The sequence below is a fragment of the Membranihabitans marinus genome, assembly GCF_021729155.1.
GTDB lineage: Bacteria > Bacteroidota > Bacteroidia > Chitinophagales > Saprospiraceae > Membranihabitans > Membranihabitans marinus.
Window position 1 is genome coordinate 39,258 of the sequence record NZ_JAJQYA010000005.1, and the last position, 21,513, is coordinate 60,770.

A 21,513-nucleotide genomic window follows, 5' to 3' on the forward strand; every position below is an offset into this window, starting at 1 on the left:
ACCTTCTGAATAAAGTAAAAATTTTAATTCAATATAAAATATAAAAATGATGAGAGGAATACATTTTAAGGGCTTCCCTATGGATATCATCGAAAGTCTCATACGGGAAGTCAAAACTATTAGTACAAGATATTGCCTGAAAGGTGATTTTCAATCTTCCCGTTGGAGAATGACTGTTTTGATTTTGGTTTTTGGAATGGTAAAGTTGGTCGCATCGAGTTGGAGTCAAAATATAACACTTACGGTTAAAAATGGTGATCTAAAAACTGTAATTGACAAGTTGCAAACCCAGTCTGGGGTCGATTTTATATATCCTGTATCACTCTTAGAAGAAGCGTCTCCAATCACAGTTAAGGTTAAAAATAAACCACTTAAAACGGCTTTGGATATGTGTTTTAAAGATCAATCATTTGTCTATATCATCGAAGAAGAGGCCGTGATTTTAAGGCGTAAAATTAAAGAATCTGCCCTAGATGGATTGCATAAAAAGGAAGTAAATCCTGTTTCGAAATGGCTGCCAGAAAATCCTATCGTCGGGGTGATTAAAGATGAGGAAGGAAATACCTTAATTGGAGTAAACGTCCAAAAGAAGGGAACAAGTATGGGAACTTCCTCTGATTTCGACGGACGTTTTACCTTAGATGGAGTTAACGTAGGTGACGTGTTGTTGTTTTCCTATATTGGATATACTGATATAGAAATTACTATAACCGAACTAAATCAAGAGTTGTCTATTGTGATGATATCCGATTCTGAACTTCTGGATGAAGTAGTTGTGGTGGGATATGGTACACAAAGGCGGAGGAGTGTGACTGGATCTGTAGCTTCCGTGCCTATGGACGAAATCAAGAGTAGTCCAGTCGTGGGATTAGATCAGGCCATTAATGGCAAGATTGCCGGTGTGCAGGTGAATACCGTTACCGGTACACCTGGTGGTGGACCTTCCATACGCATTAGAGGAGTGAGCTCCATCGGTGCGGGAAGTGATCCCCTCTACGTCATCGATGGTTTTCCGATTTCCAATTCTCCAGATCAGCGAACTAATCCTCTCAATAGTATACCTCCTAGCCAGATAGTATCCATTGAGATCCTTAAAGATGCATCAGCAACTGCTATTTATGGATCGAGGGGAGCAAATGGGGTTGTATTAATCACTACAAAGAAGGGTAGTATGGGGCTGAATGTGGAATTCAATACTTCTTTGGGATTGCAAAATGTCAGAGAGCGAGGAATGATACCAGTGTTAAATGCCAATCAGTTTGCTCAGTTTATGAACGATAGAATATCAGACAATATTCGATATTATCAGAATAGGGAGCCAACGACTGACGATATTCCAGAGATGTATCGGAATCCGGATCAATACGGAGAAGGCACGAATTGGGTAGATGAAATATATCAGCCAGCTTTAATGCAAGATCACAATATTAATATCAGTGGAGGCAACGAAAAAATAAGAACCATGGTCTCTTTTGGTTTTCTAGACCAAGAAGGAACATTACTAGAGACCAATTATAATCGGTATAATTTTAGAGTTAATGTCAATGCCAATTTAACAGATAAAATGACTATGGGCTTTAACTTGGCACCATCGCTTGAGCATCAAAAATTAGCCGCCACTGATGGCGATGAGGGGCGGGCTGGACCACAAGCAAGCGCATTTTTAGTTAATCCTATAGCTCCACTTAGAAACCCAGATGGAAGTTTGACCTCTATGGTTGGTGGACCTGGATTATTGGCTTATGTCAATCCAGTTTTGAAACTGAAGGAAGTTGATCATACTGCTAAGACTGGACGGGTGCTATTCAATACCTTTATTGGATATGAAATCGCAGAAAATTTACAGTTTAAATCTACCTTTAATGTAGATTGGAGGTCCTTTAAACGTGAGCAATACGAGCCAACGACAGTAGGTCAAGCTTTTAATATATATCCTCCAGATGTTGCTGTAGCGTCTTTAAATACAGTGGAGTCATTAAATTGGGTTAATGAAAATACATTGAATTACAATACTCAATTGGGTGGAAGCCACAATATCAATGCTTTATTGGGATTCTCTCTACAGGATGAATCAGTAGAAATAGGAAGTTTTGGAGCACGAGACTTTCCCGATGACGAAATAAGAACCTTTAACGCCGCTCCTAATATTACGGGCAGTACCAATGTGTCAGAGTATAGCTTAGTGTCGGGATTTGCTCGATTTATATACGATTATCAAGACAAATATTTGATGACGGCGGCTATGAGAATGGACGGTTCTTCTAAGTTTGGAACCGATAATCGTTGGGGTGCTTTTCCGTCCTTATCCTTGGGGTGGAGAGTGTCTGGTGAAAATTTTATGAAGGACAATGCTGTGATTAGCAATATATTACTCAGAGCTGGGTATGGACGAACTGGTAATTTTAATATAGGAAATTATACCCATTTAGGCAGGGTTGGAGATGCTAGCTATACATTGAATAACCAACAAGTAGCAGGAAGGGCCATCAATAATTTAGGGAATCCAGATCTGGGCTGGGAAGAAGTCGATCAAGTCAATGTCGGTGTCGATGTAGGGATATATGAGGATCGATTTAATTTCTCATTGGAATACTATAAAAAGGTGACGGGCAATATGCTGTTGAGTATAGAGACACCATTTACCTCGGGATTTTCTAACGCTCAGGTTAATCGAGGTGAAGTGCAAAATGATGGGGTAGAATTGGCTTTTAGCGGTAGTGTAATTAAAAATGAAGATTTTAACTGGAATGTCAATTTTAATATCAGTCACAATAGCAACATTGTTACAGAATTGGAAAGTCCAATTTTTGCTCCCGCTGCAACAGCTCAGCATATTACTGAAGAAGGCTATCCTATTGGGCAGTTTTACGGTTATGAAGTGATTGGATTTTTTAACAGCCAAGAAGAGATAGATAATGCACCAGTTCACCCCAGTGCTATCCCAGGTTCATACCGATTTACAGATGTAAACAATGATGGGAAGATCGATCCCGTCCTCGATTTTACTAGAATAGGAGATCCATATCCAGATTTTACATGGGGGATGTCCAATGCTTTTAATTATAAGAACCTTGATTTAAATATTTCTATAACGGGGTCTCAGGGTGGACAAAAGATTCAGAATGGGTATCAAGATTTTCATAATTTTGATGGGGTTTTTAATGTCCATACGGATGCATTGAATGCATGGAAGTCCCCAGAAGATCCAGGGGCTGGTATTGTTCCTAGGCCGATTTCAACTGTGATCCATAGATATAATTATAGTAAGTGGGTGGAAGACGCATCCCATATATGGATTCGCAATATTAGTTTGGGTTATAGTTTTGTCAATACTGGTAAGGGGATATTAAAAGATGACAATCGATTAAGAGTTTATGTCAATATTCAAAATCCCTGGATATCCAATACGAATTTTCAAAATCCAGAAGAAGCATACAATGTTAATGATCCGCTACAGCCTGGATCCACAAGAAATTTAAATTATCCAATATCTAAGGTTTATACTATAGGATTGAATCTAAACTTATAATAATGACTATGAAAAATATATCAATATACCATCATAAGAATATTTTTATCGTCTTGATTTTAATGGCGATCACAACTACAAGCTGCGAAAAATTTTTGACCAAAGATCCTGTCAATGTTATTGCTTCCTCGGTATTCTTTGATAATGTTCAGCAGGTTGAACAAGGAGTGTTTTCCATTTATGCCAGTTTGCAAGATGTATACGACAATCATTGGAAATTTACAGAGCAACGATCGGATAATACTACGGTACAATATTGGGCTGCCAATCGAGGACCACACCCTATTTGGTTAATGGAGGAATTTACCATGGACGCCAGCAATCAAAATATTGGGCCATATTGGAATGCATTGTACACCGGGATTCAACGAGCCAATACCGTAATTGAAAATATAGATAATGTGGACTTTTTTGAGCCCGAAGTTAAAAATCAGTTAGAAGGCGAAGCTCATTTTCTTCGCAGTTTGTTTTATTTTCATTTGGTTCGCTTGTTTGGTGAGGTTCCTCTAGTTCTCAATCAAGTGGTGTCTCCAGCTGAGTCGTTTCAGACTATCGATGGCAAAGCTTCGGTAAATGAAGTTTATAATCAGATCCAAACTGATGTGGAGTTAGCCGTTGATTTATTACCTAGTACCAATACGAATGAAGATCGAGGTCGTGTGAATAAAGCTGGAGCGCTTACATTAATGGCCGATGTGAATATGACCTTAGGGGATTTTGCGAAGGCAAAAACGGCATTGAATGAGGTAATTAGTATGGGATATGAATTGTTGGCTGACTATGGAGAAATTTTTAATCCCGACAATAAAAATCATAGTGAGGCCATTTTTGATGTAAATTACGCTAGTTTAGAAAGCAATACTGGGTTGGGGAATACTTTGATCTACAATTTTGCTCCATGGAATTCAGGGTCGAAGATCACTGGCTACAATACGAGTACACAAGGATTGAATATCCCTTCCATCGAAATTTTGGCAGCCTATGAAGAAGGGGATTTAAGAAAAAATGAGTCAATAGGGTTTTTTGTAGATCCATCGAACATTGGTCAAGGAATAGCTATGGGTGATACTATTCTCTATATTAAGAAATATGCACATGCCCACCCAGTGCAAGGTCGAAGTGGAGAAAATGTACCAATTTATCGCTACGCTCATGTATTGCTGATGTTGGCCGAGTGTATTAATGAATTGGAAGGACCAACTGCAGAGGCCTATGGATTTGTGAATCAAGTAAGGGGGAGAGCCGGTTTGGAGAATTTGGCGGATGGACTGTCATCGGACATGTTTGCTGAAGCCGTGTTACACGAAATGCAAGTGGAATTGGCCTTTGAAAATCATCGTTGGTTTAATATTTTGCGGAAGGGCAAGGCTATGGAAGTTATGAATAACCACGCCAATCTCTATAGAGGAAGACAAACCCACTTTTTAGATCCGGCCTATGTGATTGAAGAATATAAATTTTTATATCCTATACCACAGAGGGAAATTACCTTAAATCCCAATCTTACACAAAATCCAGGTTGGTAAATTCAAAAAACTTTGTAATATTGAATCGTATGAATAGGAAGATAGAATTTACTTTGTTTTTTATCGCAATCGGACTATCGGTTTTGAGTCAAGATGTACAGCGAAATAATATTCGTGAGGACAAGCCCAATATTGTGTTTATCCTCGCCGATGATTTGGGATATAGCGATGTCAATTGTTTCAATGGATTGGGAAGTGCGGATTATTATGAGACCCCAAATATAGATCGATTGGCAGCTCAGGGAATGAAATTTACTTCAGCCTATACCAATGGCCCTAATTGTGCACCCACGAGAGCGGCACTCATGAGTGGACAATACTATCCTCGTCAACCCGTGTTTACCGTGGGTAATAGCGATAGAGGGGAAGAAGTTCATCGAAAATTGATACCTGTAACTAATGGTCATGGTATCCCATCTTCATCCTATATTATGGCTGAGGCCTTAAGAGATGCTGGATACGCCACTGGTCATTTTGGAAAATGGCATTTGGGCAAGGCCAGTCCAGAAGAACAGGGATTTTCTTCGGAAAGCGTGGTCGATGTTACGGTGAATGGTGAAAAGTTATATCAAAACAAAAAGCTCGGAGGAGAGGGACAATATATAGCAGATGAGCTCAATCGACGGGCCTTGGCTTTTATAGAAGATCACCAAGATGAGCCGTTTTTTTTGTATTTATCTCATTATTTGGTGCATTCTCCTTTTCAGGCACCGGATTCATTGGTTCAAAAGTATCTTAATAAACGTCCAGTAATGGGGCATTATCATGCGACTTATGCCGCTATGGTCGAATCGTTGGACAACAGTGTGGGGCGTTTAATGGATAAATTGGATAGATTGGGATTGAGTGACAATACTTTGGTAATATTTTATAGTGACAATGGTGGTTTGGGTGGTTATATCGATCAAGGTATGGAAGGATTGCCAAAATTGGATCCAATAGATGACGGCTTTGGAGGAACAGTTGAAATAACTCATAATGCTCCTCTACGCGGTGGGAAAGGGCAATTGTATGAAGGAGGAGTAAGAGTGCCACTGATTATGAGATGGCCAGATGTTATAGCTCCAGGCAGTGTTTGTGATGAGGCTGTGATAAGCATTGATTTTTATCCTACGTTAGTAGAATTAGCAGGAGGGCAGGTGGAAGCTGGTCATATTTTGGATGGGTACAATATCCTTCCCCTGATGATTCAACCCCAAGCTGAGTTGGATAGAGAAGCACTGTATTGGCATTTTCCAGGTTATTTGCAGTCTAGACAGGAAGGGAGTTGGCGAACTACCCCGGTGGGATCCATAGTAGCCGATGAGTGGAAATTAATTCAATTTTTTGAGGACAATACCATAGAATTATATAATTTAAAGGATGATCTGGGTGAGCAAAATAATTTAGCCGATGTATTCCCAGATAAGAAAGAAGAACTGCTGCATAAATTAAATCAATGGCGGATGGAAATGAAGGCTGAAATGCCTCGACGTAAATAGAATTAATACGAATTACATTTATAATTGACGGTAATCTTTCGATTTATTGTAGAGATGCAATGCATTGCATCTAAAATATTTTGAATAGAGACGTGATGTTTTACTGGTAGTAGTATCTTAACCAGGATTTACAGGGCAATCACGCCTCGGCACAGTGGCCTCGGTTCCTTCATCAAAGGTCGATTTACGACCTTTGGTTGCCCTAAAGGGCAACTACATTCGGTCACTCAAAATCTTTTCCGTCATCATAAAATGTAATTCGTATAATGTATAATCAAGAAATTTTTCATAAATATTAAACAAAACAGTTTACAAGAAAAATAATAAAAAATGAATAAATCTAATCCATTAATGATGGTCTTATCCCTGACTTTGTTATTGATGACAATGGCCTGTCAACAAGAGCAGTCGACGTCCGAACCTGAATCACCGCCCAATATTATATTTTTGCTTACCGACGATCAACGTGCCGACGCCTTGAGTATAGCCGGTCATCCCATTCTAAAGACACCGCATTTAGATGCATTGGCTCGTGATGGAGTATGGTTTAAAAACGCCTACGTTACCACTTCAATCTGTTGTGTAAGTAGGGCCAGTATATTGAGTGGCCAGTATATGTCAAGACATGGAATCGATGATTTTGCTACGAGTTTTGGGCCTGACGAATTGAGTAATACCTATCCTATGCTTTTGAAAAAGAATGGTTATACCACTGGGTTTATAGGTAAATACGGTGTAGGTAAAAACGCAGACCAGCCGGCAAATATGTATGATTACTGGAATTGTTCAAAGACCAGTCAGCCAGTTTATGAAATGGAGGATGAAGAGGGAAACTACCTCCATCACACAGATAAGGTAGATCAAAATATTCAAGAGTTTTTGACGAAATTTGGTGGGAAAGACCAGCCATTTTGCTTGTCTGTCAGTTTTAAAGCTCCCCATGTAGAAGACCGTGATCCTCGCCAGTTTATTCCCAATCCACGTTACGACGATCGATATGTAGACGATGTGGTTGTTCCATCGGACAAAACTGATCCAAAGTATTGGGAAGCTTTCCCCGACTTTTTTCGAACGGATGAAAATATAGCTCGAGAGCGATGGAAAATGCGATACGATGGAGATGAATTATTTCAACGCAGTGTAAAGAATTATTATCGACTAATCACCGGGGTCGATGACGTTGTAGGTAATCTGGTAGCTAGACTAAAGGAAATGGATTTGGACAAAAACACCGTCATTATGTTTATGGGAGACAATGGATTTTATCTCGGAGAATACGGGTTGGCCGGAAAGTGGTATGGCCATGAAGAGTCGATAAGGGTACCCTTGATCGTATATGATCCTCGATTGCCCAAAGACCAGAAAGGACAACAAAATCAAGCCATTGCCCTCAATATTGATATTGCGCCGACTATTTTGTCATTGGCCAATATTGCTCCACCATCGGGTACACAAGGGATCAATCTTTACGATCTAATTGCCGGTAAGGATGTAAATCGGGATGAGTTTTTCTATGAACATACTTTTTACGGAAGTCCCAAAATACCCATGGTAGAAGGTGTGGTGTCTAAGGAATCTAAATATATGGTGTACACAGAACACGGATATGAAGAGATGTTTGATTTGACCACTGATCCTTCGGAGAAAGTCAATTTGGCTAAAGATCCCAGTCAAGCTGATAGATTGGCCGTGATGCAACAAAAATACAAGGACTGGAAGGAGAAGGTGAAGTAGATGGTTTTTTATAATAAATCCATGAAATGGAGTAATGTCATTCGTTGATTGGATGTTTTTATAAAATTATTTGATAATGAGTTTGTTGATGAAAGGGGTGTAGATGATAGAGTCTCATTAAGTCACACTAATGGGGGGATGAATTGAATTATGACTTTGATTATATTGGAAAATGAGGTAGTTATCCTTGGTGGTAAGCATTGACAATCATAGAGGTAGTATATTAATCCGTCGAGAATGTATATTCATTTAATATATTTTTTTTATTTAGCATAAATAACCCCGTAATTCTATGAAAATTCTAACCTCATTTCTATTTATTTTTATGGTTTGTTCCGTCATAGGGCAAACCCAGTCTGTACAGAATACTCCACCATTAGTTGAAGCCAGTGCCGAAAGTGTCGGAATGTCTAAGGAAAGATTGTTGCGAATCGAAAATATGATTCAACAATCTATTGAAGAAAATCAAATTCCAGGAGCTGTTGTTCTAGTGGCTCGAAAAGGCAAAATCGTATGGCATAAAGGGTATGGATATAGTGATGTCGCAAAGAAAAAGAAATTAAAGAGGGATGATCTTTTTAGAATAGCATCCCAGACCAAAGCGGTTACCTCTACGGCGGTAATGATGTTGTGGGAAGAGGGGAAGTTTCAATTGGATGATCCCATTCACAAATGGATTCCAGAGTTTAAAAATGCTAGGATATTAGATACTTTCTCAGAAAAAGACAGTAGTTATACTACGCGTTCTGCCGAAAATGCCATAACGATTCGACATTTATTGACACATACTTCCGGCATAGGCTATGGAGTGATCGATAACGATGATAGGATGAAAAAAATCTATCAAAAAGCGGGAATTGTGGATGCTTTTACGACCGATGATTATAAGATTGGTGAAAATATTAAAAAATTAGCCAAACTTCCCCTACATCACAATCCTGGTGATGCTTATGTATATAGCGAGGGGATGGATGTGTTGGGATATTTTATTGAGATCGTTTCTGGAATGCCTTTAGATCAGTTTTTTGAGCAGCGGATATTTCAACCCTTGGGAATGGTGGATACCAGGTTTTATTATCCTAATTCGGCGGCTCAACGATTGGTTGCCATTCAAACCAAGAAAGACGATACTTGGGTGGCATATGAGGGCGAAGGTGTATTTGATGTAGATTTTCCGGTAAAAGGAGCCAAGACTTTTTTCTCGGGAGGTGCAGGATTATCGAGTACGGCCAAGGATTATGCTTGCTTTCTTCAAATGTATCTAAACGGCGGTGAATACAATGGGTATCGGTTGTTGAGCAGGACGACGATAGAATTTATGATGACAAATCAAATCGGGGAATTGCGTGGTCAAATTGGTGAACATTACGGTTTGGCCTTTGGATTATTGAGCGAAAAAGGATTTGAACTGGGTGGAAAAGGAAGTAAAGGCAGTTTTAATTGGGGCGGAGCATTCAATACTCAGTATTTTGCTGATCCCAAAGAAGATCTTATCGGAATTATATACAAACAAACTCGGCATATATCGGGAGACCAAACCAAGTGGAAGTTTAGACAGATGGTTGGCGCCAGTATTGATGATTGATCTGTTCAATGATGAAAGAGCCGAGGGAGCCATCTCTCTAGTGAGTGGATAAAAGCACCAGAGCCCGTAAATCGGTCTACGATGAGAGAAGTCATGCCCACTGTGGCATGACGAGATTCCATAAAATTCGCTGACGATTTACAATTAGATCAAGCCATTCAAGCTTGAAAAAGTCCTGAAAGGACGTAGTCTAATAGCATAGGGTGAAACCCTATGAAAGAGAGTTTACCCAATTAAGAAGTCCTGAAGGGACGACATAATAAATTAAGATTAAATCCAGTCTTGTCCATTTATATCCAGTGTTGTCTCAGTGCAGTAAATATTACCATGAAATTTTATTAATACCACGCCGGAGCCAGTGAGAATTTGCTGTCGAATTTTATACATTCTTGTCGCAGCGCAGTGGCTGCCACTTCACTCGCCCTGGCCTACCCACCCGGAGCACAGTGGCTTACCCACCCGAAACACGGAGGTTTCGGTTCCCTCAATACTATTATATTATTGATGTAAAATGAAATTTAATCCTTGTCAATTTTAATGTATTGTTGTCACGACACGGAGGTCGTGACTTCTCTCGCCCAATGTCCATTTAGGACATTGGATACTTTGTATTTCGCTCGATCACACCCACGACACAGTGGTCAACCCATCCGAAGCACGGTGGCTTCGGTTCCCTCGCCAAATGTCCATTAAGGACATTTGGTTGCCTTTTAGGCAACTTCGCTCAGTCATCCTCATCAAAGGTCGATTTACGGGCTTTCCACACCCACCCACAGCATGGTAGCTGTGGTTATCTCACCATTGACCGATTTACGGTCAATGATACTACGTATTATGTTCGATAATGTACTGCATTCGGTCATCCATTGAGGGTATTTGGTCACTACGTGACTTCATTCAGTTATATTCAGTCGTGCATTTTGTTCGGTCATCTTCATCAAATGCCTATTTAAGGCTTTTGGCTCTTTGAGCTTCACTCGATCATTTAAAAAATCCATAATATCTACCCATCCAATATGCGACTAAATAATATGTGCCGCTGACTTCGCGCTGGCCATTTCCACCGGTGTCCAATTGTTTGGGATTGGTATTCCATCGAAATATTTGATTTTCCGGAGCGGGAATGGCGCTAATAGCCTGTGGTTTTCTTTGACGATCCACCATTGGACTATGGATTAAATCCCAACGGTGACTATTTTTTACCGACCAGTCGATTAGATCCATAGGGTATAATTGCAATTCCTCTTTGGCTATGTGCAAGTCACAGTCAGTGGAAAGCCATGCACTGGCCATTACATTCCATACTGGCATATGATCGGAAGCCACTGCACGCCATGTTCGCTCCAGACTTCGGATGAAAAGATGTTTATACGGATCATTTTTTGTGTAGTGAAGCAAACCGTAATAGGGGAAGAAGTTTAGAATGTCGTCAGAATGACTTACTTCAAAGGGACCATATACCTTGGCTCTAAGAGCATTTTCTGCATATCCGTGTTCCTGAATTAAGTATTGATATTCATCTTCGTATTTTTGATCTCCTGTAAAGTGATATGTGGTCTTGAGGAAGGATAATATTTGAAGTGAATTTAAGCCGCGTTCATAGGCCCAATTGGCTGAATGGTTGAGGGAATCGGGATTCCAAATACCCCAACGCGTGGGTTTGCCATCGGCATCGATTAGTTGATAATCTTGATCAATTATATGATCTACGATGCGTGTCATCAGGGCGATGGCTCTTTTTTTCAAATCCTCTGAAGCTACGAGTTCACAGAATAATGAAATGGAATACATATGACCTGTGATTTCATCTGAGCTGGTATCGTCAAGCCATCTCCATTTTTTATCTTTTGAAATATGCCATTTTTTTGGATGGGGAGAGCGAGACTGAATCACTTGGTCTTCTATGGGAGCATAGGATCTGGCCGGATATCCTGAGATGCCGGTGACGGTTTCCAGTCGTTCGAGGGCTTCAAAGGTTCTTATGGCATTTTGTTTGGCATCTTCCTCTCCAGTACAGGCATATCGATAGCATTCAGCAATGAGATAAGTCGCTGTCCAAAGGCCGTCATTATCTTGGTTTTGTACTTGGCTGGTAGATATATCACCAGGAATAGCAAGATATGATCGGTTGATCATCCCATGGCGGTTGTGCCGCTCTTCCAAAATACCGTTGTAGTATTTGGCTTTGTCTGCTAGGGACGTATTGATTTTTCGAATTTCGCTAATCCCCGTAGTCGTAGCTATCCAGGTGGATGTTTCATTGATGGGTAATATGTCGACTACTTCATCATCTTTTAGCCATCTTTTTCCTTGATAGTAATGCCAAGAGGAATCTTTTTTAATGGCTCCTTTGTCTGTGCCTAACCACAGATCTTCGTTGAATGTGGCGATAGTGGTTGCTGGACCATAGGGCAGACCATCAGGTCCAGTGTACATCCAATGCTGACCATCAGCCGCAATACATCCAACGGCATAAGAAGAAGACATGATGATGTTCTTGCCACTGTTGTATGTCCCCAAGCTATGGTAGTTTTCAAAGTGACCTTCGGCCATAATGACTTTATCCAAATTCACAGCTTTGTCTTTATGGATTCTCCAAAGACCTTGGTCTGTCGCTACCCAAATCTCCTCTTCCTGACCTGAGACTATATCGTTGACTTTTGTTTTGATGATATCGTCGTGCCAATCCAATGAGCCATTTTTATATATGAGTAGTCCTTTACTGGTACCCAAGTACAAGGTCTTAGAATCGGACCAAAGCATAGATTGAATACTGTCATCTCTGAGGATGTCACTGGCATTAATAATAACCTTTCCCCTTTCATCAAAAACTTGATGTCGACTGGCCAAATAGATTTTCTCACTTGGATCTAAGCTGGCAGTAACAATGTCATTTTGTTCGGGAAAGTGGGTCCATGTATCCGATGAAAAATAATATATGCCACGCTTTGTGACCACTAGTCTATCTGAAGAATGGATGAGTAATTTAACAATATCTCCTTTTACTTTCATTGGTAATGCTACATCTACCTTGATCTCCTGATAAAAATTGGGGGACTGGACATTGGTTTTGGTTTGGCAAAATGATGAGGGGATTTGGTTGAATAAAAATAAGAGAATGAATAGGGGGTAAAATGTTTTCATGGTATTGGCTTTAAAAATGTTGATACTTTAGGAGTCAGAATGCTTGTATCTGTCCATCGGTCAGGGTAATTCGTATTATTGGTATAATATAAATATCTAGTGGAATAATGAAGATTTCTCCCATAATTAATCCCGTATTTTGGAGGGATGTGAACTTTGTGGAAATTCATCGATGATATCGCCTTCGTTGTTGACTACTAAGAAATGCTGAAAAGGACCTTGTAAAGTGGTCACTATGGCGTGATTTTGTCCTGCTGAGTGCTCTAAATACCATACTTCTTCAGGAGTCTTGGGAGTTTTGGGTTCTACTCCCCAAGCTCCATCACCGATATATACGATGCCGGAAGGATTGATTTTGTCTTCTAATATGGGATAGGTGCGTTTATAGGTGTGGTCGTCGTGCTCAAAAGCAAATTTAACACCATACTTTTCAAAAAGAGGCACCCAATTGCCTACTACTTGTCGAGACCAAAATTGATTTCTAATACCTCCTGGTTGAACACGACTAGAGGGATAGGCCTGTTTGTGATAATAAGGGACAATATGGGCTATCTTTCCTGATCTTTGTTGAAGAACCTTCTGCAACCAGTCTGTTTGTTGACCACTGATGAGGTTGCTGTGTGAACTATCCAATGCGATCAGACTTAGATAGTTTCCAAAGTCCAATACTCCGTAGCCCGGGTGACCTGGAAATGCAAATAGTCCGTAGTAAAAGGGAGCATTGGTATTTCTCCATTCGTCGGTAGCCTCAGGGAATTCTCCTTTTTTAACTTGCTCGATAAAATCGAACCACATTCCCTTTTTGATCATCGTGCTTTCGGAATACGGATAATGATGATTGGTTACATCGTGGTTCCCTATGGTGAGTAGGATGGGTATGACTCGTCCGTCTTCTGTGATTAAGTCTCTTTTGATGCCGTCAAACCAGCGGTACCACGCGGGTAAGTTGTCTTTTTTGGCGTTGGCATAGGCGAGGTCCCCTCCCCATATAATAAAATCGGGGTCGTATTTCAAGGCTATTTTATTCATTTTTTGGAAGCGTTCTTCGGTAGAAGTATCTCCTCCTGACACAAATCGTATCGGTCGATAATTGGTCTTGGGCATGGTGCGGAATTTGTAAATCCGTTGAAATTTTCCCAGTCTAAATTCATAAGTGCTTCCCGGTATAAGGTCGGTTAGCTCCACACGTTGAATGATTCGATCAGAAAAAGGATATGGGTGTTGGTCTGCGGTATCTTTGATCCAAGGTCCGTCGGTATTGTTTATTCTGTATTCGACGATTGAATCAGACCTTTGCCCTTCTTCAATATGCCAGTCGATGGTCATGGTCGTGGTGGGGTCTTGTTGCCATGTCAAAAAAATGCCCAAAGGCTCACTCAAAGGCAGGGTGATATTGGCCGTTAAGATGGGCTGCAATAAAAGAATGAAGATAAAAGTGAGGTAGATTTTGTATGGGATTTTCATAGCGTAATGGTGGTTTTTAAAGCTAGTATGACTAACTGTTAATGGTTGGATTCAAATATATTTGAAATTTTTTATATGTCATAATTGTTTAAAATTCTTAATCCTGAATTCATATTTATAAAAAAATACTTATGAACTGTTTTAATTTTATATTTCCATGAATGTCCCTCTTTTGATACATCTATATTATTGGTGATAAATTTAAATGTGTAATTCTTTATATGTTTTAATTAAATATAATTAGTAGTGATCTCGGACATAGATACATGAAAATATATTCAAATTTATCGGCAAGTGAAAGTGTGCTTTTTGTGAAAATTGAAGTCTATATAATAGGGGTAGGGGATTAAAATATTATATCTTTAGTCGCTAATTTTTTGGATAGAATAGTGTTGAATGTTCGATTTTTAAAAATATATAATTATGGTTAGACTGTATTTAGGGTTAATAGCCTTGTACATTACTATGAGTTGCAGCAGTAATTCTTCATCTCAAGAGGCTGAAGATGAAACCTTTCCCAACATTGTGTTTATTGTTTCCGATGATCAGTCTTGGACGGATTATAGTTTTATGGGCCATCCCACTATTGAAACCAAAAATATCGATCGACTGTTGGCTGAAGGGACTACTTATACTCGAGGCTATCTAACGTCCCCTGTTTGCAGTCCATCTTTGGCATCTATTATTACAGGATTGTATCCCCATCAACATGGAGTGACGGGCAATGATCCACATTTTGTTTACGACGGACCTCAACCTAGAGATCGAAAAGAATGGCTGCGACAGAGACAGACCCTATTTGATGTAGTGATTGAAAATTTCGTAAAACATCCAAGTCTTCCTACCTTGTTGTCAACAAAAGGATATAAGTCCTTTCAGTCGGGAAAATGGTGGGGCGGAAGTTACAAAGAAGGAGGTTTTACCGAGGGAATGACATTTGGCGATCCTGAGCACGGAGGTCGACATGGGGACAAAGGTTTGGAAATAGGACGGGACGGTATGGATCCAATTTATGATTTTATCGATCGGACAACTGGGGAACAATCTCCATTTTTTGTTTGGTATGCACCGTTTTTACCTCATACTCCTCATACACCGCCGGATAGTTTGTTGGCTAAATATATAGACAAAGCACCCACTGAATATATTGCCAAATACTGGGCTATGGTAGAGTGGTTTGATATAACTGTCGGTCAATTGCTAGGCGCTTTAGATGAAAGAGGGTTGACAGAAAATACCATTATTGTCTATGTCAATGATAACGGTTGGGTGCAAGAACCCAATCAATCGGGATTTAAATGGCCATCAAAACAATCGCCATTCGACATGGGTATGCGTTCTCCAATTTCTTTTAAATGGCCCAATCATATTCCTGTGAAAATGGATACTTCGTCTTTTGTTAGCAGTATAGACTTAGTTCCTACTATTCTTAAAATATTAGATATTGAGCCGACCGAAGAAATGTTGGGAATTGATATTTTAAATCCCGCTGAAGTTAGTGATAGAAAAGCGGTGTTTAGTGAGGACTTTCACCATGATATTATGGACGTCAATGATGCTCTTAAAAGTTTGGAACATCGAATGATGATGCAAAGTCCTTGGAAGTTGATCGTGCCCAAGGAAAAGGGTAGTTCGCAAGAGGTCAATCGCAGTGGAGGTGGTTCATTTATTTCAATGTTGGAAGATGTGAGATTGTACAATATTGTCTCTGATCCCCATGAAACCACTAATCTAGCGGGCTCTAATCCCGATGTGGTAGAGCAGATGTTGAGGGATATGAACGAATGGTGGGACGTAGACAGTGAGTAAGGTCTCCTTTTAATAGAATCTTTTGGAATAGATTAATAGAGAAATGGTGATTTTTTAGAGATGATTTTATTAGAACAAATGTATTAGTAGACCTAAGTTGAAATAGGTATGCGATGTTTTAAAATCATCATTTAAAAAGGGAAATGCTGTAGTTTTTTACATTGTGAATTGGCCTATTATTGATTTGAGGAAGAATTGAATCCGCGAATGATTGGTTGGTGTAGATTTTTATTACATATTTAAAGACAATTACTTTTGGCGTAGTTGGAAAATATTGCAGTCAATGCTTATAATACTAAATAGTATGATGAAAATAAAAGAGTTTGGACGAAATCTAATGTGTTATATTGGGTTGATGGTATTACCTATATTGGCCATGGGACAGAACGATGGAATGCCATCATTTGAATTGAAATCCAATGATAGAGTTGTCTTTCTAGGAAATGGTCTGATGGAAAAAGCTCAGCAATACGGCGTAATAGAGACCATGTTTTTATCTTATTGGCCGGATCGAAAAATTACTTTTCGAAATTTGGGTTGGTCGGGAGACACGGTGGAAGGCAAGGCCAGAAGTTATATTTCCAAACCGCCAAAGCCCTATGATTTGTTGTTGCAGCAAATTGAGAAAACCAAACCCAGTGTAGTTTTTTTAGCCTATGGTGGAGTTGAGTCATATGCCGGCATGAAAGGCTTGGAAACGTTTAGTCAGGATTTAAATCAATTATTAGATCATATTGTGGATATGGGGGCTGAGCCTATTTTATGGTCGACATTGCCACAAAAGGAAGTTCCAACGTTGTCGGTGGATTTGACCCAACGCAAAAAGCAATTGGAAATGTACAATGATGCCATGGCAGCAGTTGCCAACCAAAGGGGGATTCGGTATGTGGATATATATCAAGGCTTTGTAGATATCGATGGGGATTGGTACGAGACCAATGGAATTCATTTAAATAAGGCAGGATATACTCATTTGGCTAAAGTCTTGGCTACTGAGTTGGATTTGTCCCTGGAGGAATGGCGAATGGACATTGACGTTTTACAGTCTAAGGTGACAGAAGTCAGTGGGGTTCGTGTGAAAGATTTGAAGTCGAATAAAGAAATGGCTCATTTTTATGGTGAAAACATTGGATTGCCCTGGCTGAATTATTACTCAGTGAATGAAGAGATGTTGCCAAAAATTAAGTTTACAGGATTGAAGAGAGGGATTTACTCTCTATCCATGAACGGGAATTTGATAGCAGTAGCCAACCACAAGCAATGGGCTCAAGGGGTATCCATTGTGGAGGGAATGTCAAGAGATCTTATAAATTCCCTTGAAACCTCTATTGTGGAAATCAATGATTTGTATTTCTGGGAATATCGCCCTCTCAACCGGACCTATCTCGTGGGGATGAGGACTCATGAACAGGGGCAAAATTCCTATGAACTGGCTTGGAATAGTCTGTTTATTAATCGCTTAGAGAATGATATGTTCAATCTTCGTCAAGTGGAAGGTGTTCTCTATGAATTGGAAAAAGTAAAATAACTAGAACAAAAATGGACAGCAACAATAAATATATTAAAGTAGATCATAAATGTGGAGCAATGGCCAATCCGGATAAAAATTCATTTTATTTCAGTAAAACTCTAAAGAAGATTGGATGTGTGGTTTTGTCCATATGCTGTAGTAGTGCCTTGTACAGTCAAGATCAATTGCTCAGTATTCCCGATCCCGATCCCTCTTTTCAGATGAATACACTGAAACCAGCACCTGGATTTGAGGTCAATCTTTACGCAGCGGAACCCTTGGTTGAAAAACCCATACAGATGAATTGGGATGAAGAAGGTCGATTGTGGGTAGTGGGGAGCAAGCAATACCCTCAACCCAAACCGGGAGAACGACCAGATGGCAAGGTCTATGTATTGGAGGATAGTGATGGCGATGGTCAAGTGGATAAGTCCACCGTATTTGCCGATGGGTTGCAAGTGCCAACTGCTGTATTGCCCGGAGATGGGGGTGCCTATGTCGCTAATTCAACTGAAATACTGTTTTTAAAAGATATAGATGGCGATGGTAAAGCGGACGAAAAGACGGTGATGTTGTCTGGTTTTGGTACAGGAGATACACACCATTTGCTGCATACTTTTCGATGGGGCCCAGATGGCTGGATGTATTTCAATCAAGCGGTGTATATCTATAGTCATGTGGAGACTCCCTGGGGAGTAAAAGAGCTAGAAGGTGGAGGTGTTTGGCGTTTTCAGCCTTCTACCTTGAAGTTGGAGGTGTTTGCTCGCGGATTGTGGAATCCTTGGGGCTTGCAGTTTACAGAATACGGTCAGACATTTTTGACCGATGGTGCTGGTTTTGAAGGAATCAATTACGGTTTTCCCGATGTTGTTTTTCAGGCCACGCCAGGAGCGGAGCGCATTATTCACGGATTGAATCCGGGAAAGCCCAAAATGACTGGGGTTGATTTTTTAAATAGTAGTCATCTCCCAGATGAAATGGAGGGCAATATTGTGACCAATGATTTTAGAGCCAATAGGGTGAATCGATATGTTTTGGAGGAGTTGGGTAGTGGATATGAATCCAAACAAGTAGAAGATTTATTGTATTCAGATAATGTGGCATTTAGACCGGTAGATGTGTCTATTGGTCCGGATGGAGCGATTTATATTGCCGATTGGTATAATCCCATCATTCAACATGGCGAAGTTGATTTTAGGGATCCTCGAAGAGATCACGTTCATGGACGAATCTGGAGGATTACGGCTAAAGATAGAGCATTGGTTCAACCTCCAGTCCTAAAGGGTGGTTCGGTGAGTGACTTGTTGGCCGCGTTGAAATTGCCTGAACCTTGGTCTCGGAACCAAGCGCGGAGGTTGCTGAAAGAGAGAGGGAAGGATGAGGTTTTGCCCGAGGTGGAAAGATGGCTTGCTTCACTTTCATCTCAAGATGAGGACTATGAGCGATGTTTACTTGAGGCAGCTTGGATTATACAATCTTTAGATCTTACCAAGAATAGTTTATTGGAACAATTGTTGGTCGCCGAGGAACACAAGGTGAGAGCTGCCGCAGTAAGAATACTACATTTAGACTATGAGAGATATCCCGAAGCATTTTCCTATTTTCAAAAAGCCATTGTCGATGACCATCCAATGGTGCGTTTGGAAGCAGCGATTGCCCTAAGAAATGTCAAATCTGCAGAAGCCGGTCGATGGGCCTTGGCCGCTTTGGATCGGGAAATAGATGAGAATATAGATTTTGCCCTCTGGCAGACTATCCGAATTCTCGAGCCGGAATGGTTGTCTGCTATTAAACGCAATCCTTCGTTTTTGGGCAATCATCAAAAGACGGTTTATGCTCTCAAAGCTGTTCAAGACCCTTATGCGATGTCAGTCTTGACGACCATGTTTGTTCAAGGTCAAGTCGATAGTGTCTATACCGATGAAGTATTGCGCTCCATCGGTAAGTACGGCGGGGTGAATGAGATGAATGCTATGTTGCAGATGGCGGTCAAGAGTCAAGTAGATAAAACTCAATATCTGGATGTGTTGATTATGGGGGCACAAAGTCAACAACAGGTTCCCAATCAAGGGATTGAGAGATTTGAAGAATTGTTGAAAGTCGAGGACGAAGCCGTGGTTGAGAAGGCACTGCAGCTGATCGGATTGTGGCAGTTGTCAGATTATCGGTCGAAGTTGACGCCCTATATTGAATCTGAAAATAAGAATTTGGGAAAAACCGCTCTTACCTCGCTGGCCATGTTGACTGATGTTGATAGTCGAGAGTTGTTGCGGAGTTTTACAACGGTAGAAAATGAACTGGATGTTCGACGAGAAGCCATTAGACAGTGGATTACCGTGGATATTGAAGAGGGGGCAGTTATGGCAGCCCAAATTTTGGAAACTTTGCCAGACGAAGAAAATTTAAGTGATTTGATTCAAGCTTTTTATTCGAATCAGAATGGACTATCCGCTTTGGCCTCAGCATGGCAGAGTGTAGCCATACCGGAAAATGTTGCAGCGGAAGGTTTAGCAAAAATATACCGCATGAATAGCCGACGTCAAGAAAACCCAGATGTAATAGCATTAAAACAGATATTTGAAAAATCGGGTGTAGAGGTTGTAGAACCCAAGATGCCTCAAAAACTAAATCCTATTGCGGCCGGTCGATTGGAGTTGGATGTAAAATCAAATGCCGATCCAGCCAAAGGTGAACTCATATATAGAAAACTGGGCTGTGCCAGCTGTCATGCTATAGGAGGGGTAGGTGGAATGCTGGGAACCGACTTGAGTAGTATCGGAGCCAATGCACCTACTGATTATATTATCGGGAGTATATTGGATCCTGGAGCTGAAATCAAAGATGGTTATGAGCTCAATAAAGTGGTCAAGAAAAATGGAATGGTAGTCATGGGATATTTAGTCCGTAAGACCAACAATGAATTGGTGTTGAGGACGGTTTCGGGGTCTGAAGAAGTCATTCCAAATTATCAAATTGACAGTCACGAGAACGTGTCGGGTTCACTGATGCCGCCTGGGTTGACAGCGGGATTGGAGAGAGAGGAATTTGTGGATTTGGTGGGTTTTTTATCTAAAATTGGGGAGCCAGGACCTTATCGAATTTCCAATAAAAATCTGGTTCGCTATTGGGAATCTTTGTCGGTATCCGATAATACTAGTATCGAAATCAACTCCGGCCAATGGTCTAAAATAATAGAAGGAAATGATGATTGGGCGTGGCTACCCATCCATAGTATGGTGTCGGGAAGTCTGCCCTTGTCCGAGGTGCCCGTAACCGATATTAAAGGTCAATCGTTTAAGATTGTCAAGGTCAATATAAAGGTCGATCAATTGGGGCGATTTGATTTTTATATCAACTCGAATGGCGGTGAAATATGGATTGATGGTCAAAAAACGATATTGCAGTCTCATCAATGGTCAGCCGAATTAGAAAAGGGGGACCACGATTTAATCTTGGTCATCGCTGGCAATAATTCCGATAGCGAATCTCTAATGATGGAAATGTTGGATAGCAGTGAGGGAAAAGGAAGGTTTTCTTTAAATTGAGATTTGGCCAATATTTCTTTTTAATTTTGTAATGATGTAATGTTTGTATCTTAATGTAAATTTCTTTTATGAATTTATTGTAAGTTAAACTTTGTTGCCTGTGTTTTTGTGTAAATAAATTTATTTTTTGTACATTTAAGAATTGTATCTGACTAGTACTAGTATATTATTGCATTATCCCCAGAT

The 21,513-nt window shown here is 40.2% G+C and carries 10 protein-coding genes; 8 read left to right on the top strand and 2 right to left on the bottom strand.

Annotation, left to right across the window (positions count from 1 at the left end; translation table 11 throughout):
- Positions 1–46: 46 nt before the first annotated feature.
- The 5 genes from LVD51_RS04880 to LVD51_RS04900 all read left to right on the top strand — a co-directional run bounded on the left by LVD51_RS04880 (position 47) and on the right by LVD51_RS04900 (position 9,855).
- Entirely contained in the window at positions 47–3,529 is a 3,483-nt protein-coding gene (locus tag LVD51_RS04880; RefSeq protein WP_236970074.1) for a TonB-dependent receptor, read from the top strand.
- An 8-nt stretch (positions 3,530–3,537) separates the two neighbouring features.
- The gene (locus tag LVD51_RS04885) at positions 3,538–5,055 is read left to right on the top strand and encodes a RagB/SusD family nutrient uptake outer membrane protein (RefSeq protein WP_236970075.1); all 1,518 of its coding nucleotides are present in this window, start codon (positions 3,538–3,540) and stop codon (positions 5,053–5,055) included.
- A gap of 29 nt (positions 5,056–5,084) precedes the next feature.
- Positions 5,085–6,536 (top strand): sulfatase, encoded by a 1,452-nt coding sequence (locus tag LVD51_RS04890; protein WP_236970076.1) that lies wholly within the window; start codon positions 5,085–5,087, stop codon positions 6,534–6,536.
- Between the two features lie 330 nt (positions 6,537–6,866).
- A complete protein-coding gene (locus LVD51_RS04895; RefSeq protein WP_236970077.1) occupies positions 6,867–8,270 on the top strand; it encodes a sulfatase family protein in 1,404 nt (467 codons plus the stop codon).
- Positions 8,271–8,562: 292 nt separating this feature from the next.
- Positions 8,563–9,855 carry a serine hydrolase domain-containing protein gene (locus tag LVD51_RS04900; protein ID WP_236970078.1) on the top strand — a complete coding sequence of 431 codons (1,293 nt, stop codon included), beginning with the start codon at positions 8,563–8,565 and terminating at the stop codon, positions 9,853–9,855.
- 981 nt (positions 9,856–10,836) lie between these two features.
- Here the strand turns inward: LVD51_RS04900 and LVD51_RS04905 are convergent.
- Positions 10,837–12,999 (bottom strand): ligand-binding sensor domain-containing protein, encoded by a 2,163-nt coding sequence (locus LVD51_RS04905; RefSeq protein ID WP_236970079.1) that lies wholly within the window; start codon positions 12,997–12,999, stop codon positions 10,837–10,839.
- Positions 13,000–13,125: 126 nt separating this feature from the next.
- Positions 13,126–14,463, bottom strand: coding sequence for a purple acid phosphatase family protein (locus LVD51_RS04910; protein ID WP_236970080.1), 1,338 nt, complete (start codon positions 14,461–14,463; stop codon positions 13,126–13,128).
- A gap of 423 nt (positions 14,464–14,886) precedes the next feature.
- Between LVD51_RS04910 and LVD51_RS04915 the strand changes: the two genes are divergently transcribed.
- From LVD51_RS04915 to LVD51_RS04925, 3 genes are all read left to right on the top strand, one after another.
- The gene (locus LVD51_RS04915) at positions 14,887–16,272 is read left to right on the top strand and encodes a sulfatase-like hydrolase/transferase (protein ID WP_236970081.1); all 1,386 of its coding nucleotides are present in this window, start codon (positions 14,887–14,889) and stop codon (positions 16,270–16,272) included.
- A 304-nt stretch (positions 16,273–16,576) separates the two neighbouring features.
- A complete protein-coding gene (locus LVD51_RS04920; RefSeq protein ID WP_236970082.1) occupies positions 16,577–17,800 on the top strand; it encodes a GDSL-type esterase/lipase family protein in 1,224 nt (407 codons plus the stop codon).
- Between the two features lie 11 nt (positions 17,801–17,811).
- On the top strand, positions 17,812–21,327 hold the full coding sequence (locus LVD51_RS04925; protein WP_236970083.1) for a PVC-type heme-binding CxxCH protein: 3,516 nt from the start codon (positions 17,812–17,814) through the stop codon (positions 21,325–21,327).
- Positions 21,328–21,513: the final 186 nt, after the last annotated feature.

What these genes read in the sequence shown, in the direction of transcription:
- LVD51_RS04920 (WP_236970082.1), top strand. Translation starts at nt 16,577, where the DNA reads ATGATGAAAATAAAAGAGTTTGGACGAAATCTAATGTGTTATATTGGG.
- LVD51_RS04915 (WP_236970081.1), top strand. Translation starts at nt 14,887, where the DNA reads ATGGTTAGACTGTATTTAGGGTTAATAGCCTTGTACATTACTATGAGT.
- LVD51_RS04905 (WP_236970079.1), bottom strand. Translation starts at nt 12,999, where the DNA reads ATGAAAACATTTTACCCCCTATTCATTCTCTTATTTTTATTCAACCAA.
- LVD51_RS04900 (WP_236970078.1), top strand. Translation starts at nt 8,563, where the DNA reads ATGAAAATTCTAACCTCATTTCTATTTATTTTTATGGTTTGTTCCGTC.
- LVD51_RS04890 (WP_236970076.1), top strand. Translation starts at nt 5,085, where the DNA reads ATGAATAGGAAGATAGAATTTACTTTGTTTTTTATCGCAATCGGACTA.
- LVD51_RS04880 (WP_236970074.1), top strand. Translation starts at nt 47, where the DNA reads ATGATGAGAGGAATACATTTTAAGGGCTTCCCTATGGATATCATCGAA.
- LVD51_RS04895 (WP_236970077.1), top strand. Translation starts at nt 6,867, where the DNA reads ATGAATAAATCTAATCCATTAATGATGGTCTTATCCCTGACTTTGTTA.
- LVD51_RS04885 (WP_236970075.1), top strand. Translation starts at nt 3,538, where the DNA reads ATGAAAAATATATCAATATACCATCATAAGAATATTTTTATCGTCTTG.
- LVD51_RS04910 (WP_236970080.1), bottom strand. Translation starts at nt 14,463, where the DNA reads ATGAAAATCCCATACAAAATCTACCTCACTTTTATCTTCATTCTTTTA.
- LVD51_RS04925 (WP_236970083.1), top strand. Translation starts at nt 17,812, where the DNA reads ATGGACAGCAACAATAAATATATTAAAGTAGATCATAAATGTGGAGCA.